Here is a 6,323-nt window from a genome sequence, read left to right on the forward strand (position 1 = left end):
CAGACCGGCTCGCACCCGGTGCGGTGGCGGCCGACGCCTCAAGGGCTCGGCCGGACCATGGAAGTCCTCACGGATACAGCGTCAGGGCCGGGTCCAGGGCAAGGGCGGTCACCTGTGCGGGGCTCAGCGGCGGCACCTTGCCGGTGTACGCGGTGGTGTTGTAGCCGAAGCTGTCGCCGTGGTCGGTACCCGGAGTCGATGTGATCTTGGCCGCGTTGTCGCAGAGGACGCTGACGATCGACCCGTCGGTGCGGACGACTTTCACCCACGTCGCCCGGTTGCTCTTGCCCTTGGACGAACCGTTGCCGGTCACCGGAAGAGAGATGATGCGCTCACCGTTCGGCCCGACGCTTTCGACGCAGTCCGGGACGCGGAAGGCGGCGACCGCGGTGGCGCACGACTGGACCTTTCCCTCCTCGGGCAGCTCAACCGTGACCGTCACCGTACCGGCCCGGCCGTCGGCTTTGACGACATACGCCACGTTGTATGCGAACTGCCGCGGGATGTCTTGGAATTGAGGTCGGGACCCATGCTGCGCAGGTGCGGTCGTCGTGACGGTCAGGCCCGGCACGATCCTGCGTAGTGCAGCCTCGGCGTCGGCCTTCAGCCTCGCCTTCGCGTCCTCCGGCGCCTCGGCCGGAGTTCCGTCGCTCAAGGACTTCGGCGTCGCCGACGGTGTCGGGAAAGTGGCGATCGTAGGCGCGGCGGCTGCCTGGTCGGCAGGCGTCGATGAATCGTTGCCGAGCACGCCGACGAAACCGGCGGCCATGGCGAACATCGCGACACCGGCGACGCCGGAGACGGCGGCCCGCTGCGCCCGCTGCTGCCGCATCCGGCGGCCGATGGAGCTCAGTCGGTCGGCGGGCGGGGCAATGTGCGGTACCGCCTCGGTGATCAGGCGACGGAGATCGTGATCGTTCATGCGTTTACTCCTTGTGGTGTGGTGAGCCGAAGCTCAGGGGCTTTGCGTAGCGCGGCCAACGCGCGCGAGGCCTGGACCTTGACCGTGCCCTCCGAGCAACCGAGCAGCTCGGCGACTTCGGCGACGGGCCGGTCCTCGATGTACCGCAGGATCAGGACGGCCCGTGAGCGACGGGACAGCCGAGCCAGCGCCCGCTGGACGGCATCGCGCGTCACCGCGTCCGTGGCGATGTCGGTGCTGCTGACAGCGTCAGGCAGCGTGCTGCTGGGCAGCTCGGAGCGCCAACCGCGCCGCCACCAGGTGGCGTGGGTGGTGAAGATGATCCGTCGGACGTATGCCTCAGGATGGTCCGCCTGTTCGACGGTCCGCCAGTTGCGCCAGGCCTTCGCCAGCGCGGTCTGCAGCAGGTCCTCGGCCCGCCCGGCATCCCCGGTCAGCAGCCAAGCCGACTTCAGCAGGGCGTCCGACCGGGCTGCCACGAACTCGACGAAGCCGAGTGGTGGTTCAGGTCTTGCCATGTTTCACTTCCATGCCCGTGATGACTCGCCTGCGCGGCCGCAGGTAAACAGCACCTCGGCGATTTCTGGAACGTCGAATCCGTGCCGGTCGGGGCAGCGGAGGCCGCGCGCCGGGTGCGCGAGTATGCACCACGTGCCGGGCGTCGGCCCGTCAGCGGAGCGGAATCAGCCGAGCTTCAGCGCCGCCGCAGAGAATCCGCGTGGCGTGCACGTGGCCGGGTATCGCCTTAGTCGTCGCATGAACGCGGCGAGTGGCGTCACCCCGCCGTGCGTCATGTCATTCTGATCGACGCAGTGGGAGGGAAAGTAGTGGCGGGAGCTGAGCGTGTGCCCAGTTCGTCGAAGTCATGGCGCAGCGCCGTGGTGATGCTGGCGCTGGTGGTTGCAGGTTGCAGTGACAGTGGCGACGACGGGCCGCAGGTCGCCTCGGCGGTGCCGCCGTCCGCGGCACCGAGCGCGGCGGCGTCTGCGCCCCCGGCCAAGGAGACCGACTTCGACAAGGCGCTTCGATACGTGCGCTGCATGAACGATCAGCCCAAAATTGACCGGGAGAACAAAGACCTGCCCGATCCCGTCCTGGGCAAATCTCTGGCGGTGTCCGATTTCCTGCACACGAAGGCGTTCGCCGCCTGCAAGGCACATGTTCCGGCAACCTGGCCGATCCAGGAGGACGCGGGCTATCTGGCGGCGAATCGCGAGTTCTTCGGGTGTCTTCGGGACAAGGGCATCGATCTCCCTGAGCCCGATGCCAAGGGCATGATGCTGTATCCGTCATACGACACGCCGCAGTGGACTGCGGCGGTGGACAAGTGCATCCACCTGTACAAGGACGCAGCCCTCGGGACCGGCTGAAGCTCTGGGAACCGTGGATCGCCGGGCCGGCCGTCGCACCTTGGCGGCCGGCCCGGCGTTTCTGAGCCGTCGGGGGCACCGCACCGGCGTGCCGCGCTGTCCGCCGGTGTCACCGCCTCATGGAACGCGATGGAACGCGGTGCGGGTGAAAGTACTTTCTTATGCATTGTGCTTTCTGCTGCAAAGCAAAGTGGCCCTGACGGACAAAGGAGATCCGGATGACCGAGCGACATGAAGCGACGGCCATACTCGCGGAGGTGAGGCAGCTCCGGCAACGAGCCAGGAACCGTGCGCACTCGGGGGTGTGGTTTCCGGTCCTGGTGCTCGCGGGGCTGCTCCTGGCGAGCATCCTGCTCTACCGTCATCCCTTCGGCATGCAGGCGGCCGGGGGTGCGCGATACCTGGCGGGCCTGCCGCACGAATCGCACAGCATGTTGCTGACGTGTGTGTTCTGGTTCCTCGGCCTCCCCGTGGCGTTTGCGCTGATCGCCCGTCGATACGCCGCCCACTCGGAGCGCGTCGGCATGCGGATCAACTGGCGCTGGTTCGCGGTCGCGGGTCTCGCGGTGTTGACCGTTCAGGCGGTGGCGGCCGTGACCGTCGGCGGCGAGCCGGGCCGTGACCAGCTCACCACCGGCGATGATGGACTCAACATCGCCGGTTGGCTGCTGACGCCTCTGTCGCCCGTCGCTGTCGCGGTGGCGGTCCTGGGCTGGGTCGAACGCAGGTGGTCGCTGACCGTGACGGGGTTCTGGATCGCGGCACTGACCGGCTACCACCTTTCTGCGGGCCTGTCCCAGGTGACACTGCTCGGACTGGGCCGGCCAGGCCCGAACCTGTTGCTGATGGCAGCGCCGCTGCTGGTCCTCGCCGCTGTGCATGTGCTGCGCAGTTCGGCCCAGGGCGGATCGGGCCCTGACGCTGCGACGGTCGAGGTGGAGACTCGATGACCTCGGACGCGGCATTCCACCCCACCGCGGCGCTGGACGAGACCGTGCACCAGCGAGTCCGGCTGGGCGTCCTGGCGGTACTGAGTGAGGTGGCCGAGTGCGCGTTCACCGTGCTGCGTGACGAGCTCGCCCTGACGGACGGAAACCTCAGCCGGCACGTCCGCATGCTGGAGGAGGCCGGGATGGTCGCCGTCCGCAAGGGCTACGAGGGACGACGGCCGTGTACATGGCTGCGATTGACCTCACGCGGATCCGCCGCGCTGCGCACGGAGCTCGCCGCGTTGGAGGCGATCCTGAAACGGCATGGCCGCGGTACCGCCTGACCGGGCCCGTCGCCGACACCGCGGCACGGGCAACCGGCCTGCATCCGGTTCTCGCCGCCCGTGTCCTTGGTTACCTGCGGCCGCACAATGCACTTACCGATCGAGAACCCGGCTCGGTTCATGTCCGAGCCGGGTTCTCGTTCTCCTCCGACACGGGGCGGGCGGCTGACCGCGTCGACCAGGGCATACGACTGCATGAGGTGGGTTCATTGACTTTCACGGCCGCGCCTGGCCAGCAACCTGGGAGTAGGGCCACGCGCTCTTCCCGGCTTCGCCGCGAGGGCCCGGCCCGGGCTGTCCACCTGTTCGCGACAGACGTGACCAACCCGCAGGGCGGCCGTCTCACCCCCGTTCCCGGCGGTCACGGCGCGCTGGAGCGGACAGCTCGTAGCCGTTTGCTGTATCCGGACTGGCCGGGGATGCAGGGAAACAGGTGGCGCAGGTGCTTGCGGGCGTAGCGGATCCAGTGCCGTTCACGCGGGAAGTCGAGCAGGACCTGGGCGATGGCCAGGCACAGCAGCTCGGCGTCGGACAGCAGCGGCGGGCGGCCGATCCGGCGACGGCCGATGACGTGATCGTCAAGGAACACGTAGAGCGCGGTCAGAAGGGTATCGAGGTCTGTCATCAGATATCGACATCGGTACCCTTCACGGTGCCTGAGTCAAGTTCGGCCTGCCGTACCAGCCCGGACATCGGAGGCGATCGGCTAGTCGACGATGAACAGCCGGGCGCCAGTGGCCGAGCTCGACCTGTGCGCCTCGGTGTCGTCTCCAACCTGGTAGCTACTTCCGGCCGGCAGGGTCACCCTCTGACCGCTGGCCAGCTCCGTGGTCAGCGTTCCAGAAAGTACGAGCAGGATGTGGCCTTTCATGCACCAATGGTCTGCGAGATACCCAGGGCTGTACTCCACCAGCCGAACACGAAGGTCACCGAACTCGCGGGTACGCCATGTAGCGATACCGGTATCACCAGGGTGTTCGATAGCAGGCACCTGCGCCCAGTCGGTGACACCAAAGGGGATCTTGTCAATCAGCATCCGGCAATCATAGCTACGTGCACTGACCAGCCCGAACTTCAGATTCAATCATCTAGTGCCGTCGTTCTTCGGGCACAGCAGGAAGACCGGGCCCGGGCCGCCACAGGTGAGCTGGTGCCTCGAAGACGCAGAGCTGCCGGTCTCTGCGGTCGGCAGGCTGCTCTCGGCGCTCCCGGCTGCGGCCCGCGTTGTCGTCGTCGCCGACACCTGCTACGCGACGGCCCTGCGCCTTCCTCCCACCGCAGCCCGAGTGTGTGCTGCTCGCGTCCTACGCCGCGCGCCGGACCACGCAGCACCGGCCGACGAGCGAGTTCCTGGCCCGGTTGGAGGAGTCGGTTTTCCCCGGCGGCTCGCGGGATCCGACCTGTTCGAGCTACCTACGCCTGGAGCAAGACTGCTCGCGGACACTGCCCGCGACGAGGATCGACCACAAGTGCTCGCCAACGGGCCGGCCGCGTTGAGCCGGGTGTCCTTCGCGGTGTGATCGTGTCCGCCCCGGGGTGCCGACGCCTTCGGTTGGTGCGTCGGCCGGGGGTCAATCTCGCGGTATGGAGAGCCACGGTGTCGGATCGGAACGGAACGTCAGCAGCCGCAACCCGGCGCGTCCACCGACAGCGACGCGGTCGGCGGCGGTCCAGGCGCACGCATGGGTCAGGTCGCCCACCTCGGCGGCTACCAGCAGCCGGCGTGTGGAGACCTGCCACACCCGGACCATCCGGTCCTCGCCGACCGCGGCCAGCCACGCGCCGTCCGGGGACACCGCGACACCGTTCACCCGCTTGTCGAGGGTGGCCAGGACCTGATCGTCACCCGTCACGGTGTCCCAGAGGCGCACCGTGCCGTCCGTGCCGGCCGAGGCGAGCCGTGACCCGTCCGGTGTCACGGCCAGCGACCACACCGGCCCGCGATGGCCGACGATCTGGTCGCATTCCGTGTAGTCCGTGGTGCCGACGATCGACACCGGTCCGTCGAAGCCCGCGTACGCCAGCCAGGTGCCGTCGTAGGCCACCGCCACGGCGCTCACCGGGCCGGTGCCGCTGTGCAGGCGCATCCGGCACACACTTGTCCTGACGTCCCAGGCACGCACCGTCCCGTCGTCTCCGGCGGAGGCCAACCAGGTGCCGTCCGGCGCCGCCGCGAGCGCGTTCACCGGGCGGGTGTGCCCGCTCTGCAGCACCCGTGCTGTCTCCGTCGCGACGTCCCAGACCCGGATCGTACCGTCGTCACCCGCTGAGGCCAGCCAGGCGCCGTCGGGCGAGGCGGCCAGAGCGGTCAACCGGCTGCCCTGCGGGCTGGGCACGAACCGCTCTACCCCGGTCGCGGCATCCCAGACGAGCACGGACATGTCCTCGTACACCCAGCTGACGGAAGCCGCCCAGGCACCGGCCGGGTCGACTGCGAGCGCCCCTACCGGGTGGGTGTGACCGGACGGCACAGCAGAGCTCCTTCTCGAGAAGTCGGTGAGCACCCATGGACCGCCGGGTGTGGAGGTCAGCCCTTGACCGCGCCGGAGTTCTTGTCGGTCATCATGCCGGCGGTGTCGACGGCCTCGAAGTCGTTGCCCTGCAGGTTCTTCAGCGCACGCAGGGCGTCGTTGGACCAGCGGTCGTCCGGGGCGCCGGACAGGTACCAGGGCGAGCCGTTGTCGGCGACGATCACGCCGTACTTCTTCATCGCCTCGGCGATGATCCGGGCCTGCTTGGGCATCTTCGACGTGTCGAC

8 protein-coding genes and 1 pseudogene are annotated in these 6,323 nt (G+C 68.4%); 3 read left to right on the forward strand and 6 right to left on the reverse strand.

Annotated elements, in window-relative coordinates; all coding sequences use genetic code 11:
• Window positions 1-67: 67 nt before the first annotated feature.
• Window positions 68-922 (reverse strand): hypothetical protein, encoded by an 855-nt coding sequence (locus ACFQO7_RS32100; protein ID WP_376809896.1) that lies wholly within the window; start codon window positions 920-922, stop codon window positions 68-70.
• On the reverse strand, window positions 919-1,440 hold the full coding sequence (locus ACFQO7_RS32105) for a SigE family RNA polymerase sigma factor (protein WP_376809897.1): 522 nt from the start codon (window positions 1,438-1,440) through the stop codon (window positions 919-921). The genes ACFQO7_RS32100 and ACFQO7_RS32105 overlap by 4 nt, the downstream gene beginning before the upstream one ends.
• A 360-nt stretch (window positions 1,441-1,800) precedes the next feature.
• Here ACFQO7_RS32105 and ACFQO7_RS32110 point away from each other — a divergent pair, with 360 nt between their 5' ends.
• The 3 genes from ACFQO7_RS32110 to ACFQO7_RS32120 all read left to right on the forward strand — a co-directional run bounded on the left by ACFQO7_RS32110 (window position 1,801) and on the right by ACFQO7_RS32120 (window position 3,565).
• Window positions 1,801-2,292 carry a hypothetical protein gene (locus ACFQO7_RS32110; RefSeq protein WP_376809898.1) on the forward strand — a complete coding sequence of 164 codons (492 nt, stop codon included), beginning with the start codon at window positions 1,801-1,803 and terminating at the stop codon, window positions 2,290-2,292.
• A gap of 218 nt (window positions 2,293-2,510) precedes the next feature.
• A complete protein-coding gene (locus ACFQO7_RS32115) occupies window positions 2,511-3,242 on the forward strand; it encodes a hypothetical protein (protein ID WP_376809899.1) in 732 nt (243 codons plus the stop codon).
• Entirely contained in the window at window positions 3,239-3,565 is a 327-nt protein-coding gene (locus tag ACFQO7_RS32120; protein ID WP_376809900.1) for a winged helix-turn-helix domain-containing protein, read from the forward strand. Before ACFQO7_RS32115 ends, ACFQO7_RS32120 begins: the two co-directional genes overlap by 4 nt.
• A gap of 385 nt (window positions 3,566-3,950) precedes the next feature.
• Here the strand turns inward: ACFQO7_RS32120 and ACFQO7_RS32125 are convergent.
• The 4 genes and pseudogenes from ACFQO7_RS32125 to ACFQO7_RS32140 all read right to left on the reverse strand — a co-directional run.
• Window positions 3,951-4,190, reverse strand: a pseudogene (locus ACFQO7_RS32125) (IS982 family transposase); the annotation flags it as partial.
• Between the two features lie 81 nt (window positions 4,191-4,271).
• Entirely contained in the window at window positions 4,272-4,601 is a 330-nt protein-coding gene (locus tag ACFQO7_RS32130) for a DHCW motif cupin fold protein (protein WP_376809902.1), read from the reverse strand.
• Between the two features lie 535 nt (window positions 4,602-5,136).
• Window positions 5,137-6,036, reverse strand: coding sequence for a WD40 repeat domain-containing protein (locus tag ACFQO7_RS32135; protein ID WP_376809903.1), 900 nt, complete (start codon window positions 6,034-6,036; stop codon window positions 5,137-5,139).
• A gap of 56 nt (window positions 6,037-6,092) precedes the next feature.
• The coding region (locus tag ACFQO7_RS32140) for a hypothetical protein (RefSeq protein WP_376809904.1) at window positions 6,093-6,323 on the reverse strand (231 nt) is incomplete at its 5' end.

Source organism: Catellatospora aurea, assembly GCF_042663325.1.
Classification (GTDB): Bacteria; Actinomycetota; Actinomycetes; order Mycobacteriales; family Micromonosporaceae; genus Catellatospora; species Catellatospora aurea.

Excerpts from the sequence above, each read along its gene's own strand:
- ACFQO7_RS32120 (WP_376809900.1), top strand. The coding sequence starts at position 3,239 with ATGACCTCGGACGCGGCATTCCACCCCACCGCGGCGCTGGACGAGACC.
- ACFQO7_RS32115 (WP_376809899.1), top strand. The coding sequence starts at position 2,511 with ATGACCGAGCGACATGAAGCGACGGCCATACTCGCGGAGGTGAGGCAG.
- ACFQO7_RS32100 (WP_376809896.1), bottom strand. The coding sequence starts at position 922 with ATGAACGATCACGATCTCCGTCGCCTGATCACCGAGGCGGTACCGCAC.
- ACFQO7_RS32105 (WP_376809897.1), bottom strand. The coding sequence starts at position 1,440 with ATGGCAAGACCTGAACCACCACTCGGCTTCGTCGAGTTCGTGGCAGCC.
- ACFQO7_RS32130 (WP_376809902.1), bottom strand. The coding sequence starts at position 4,601 with ATGCTGATTGACAAGATCCCCTTTGGTGTCACCGACTGGGCGCAGGTG.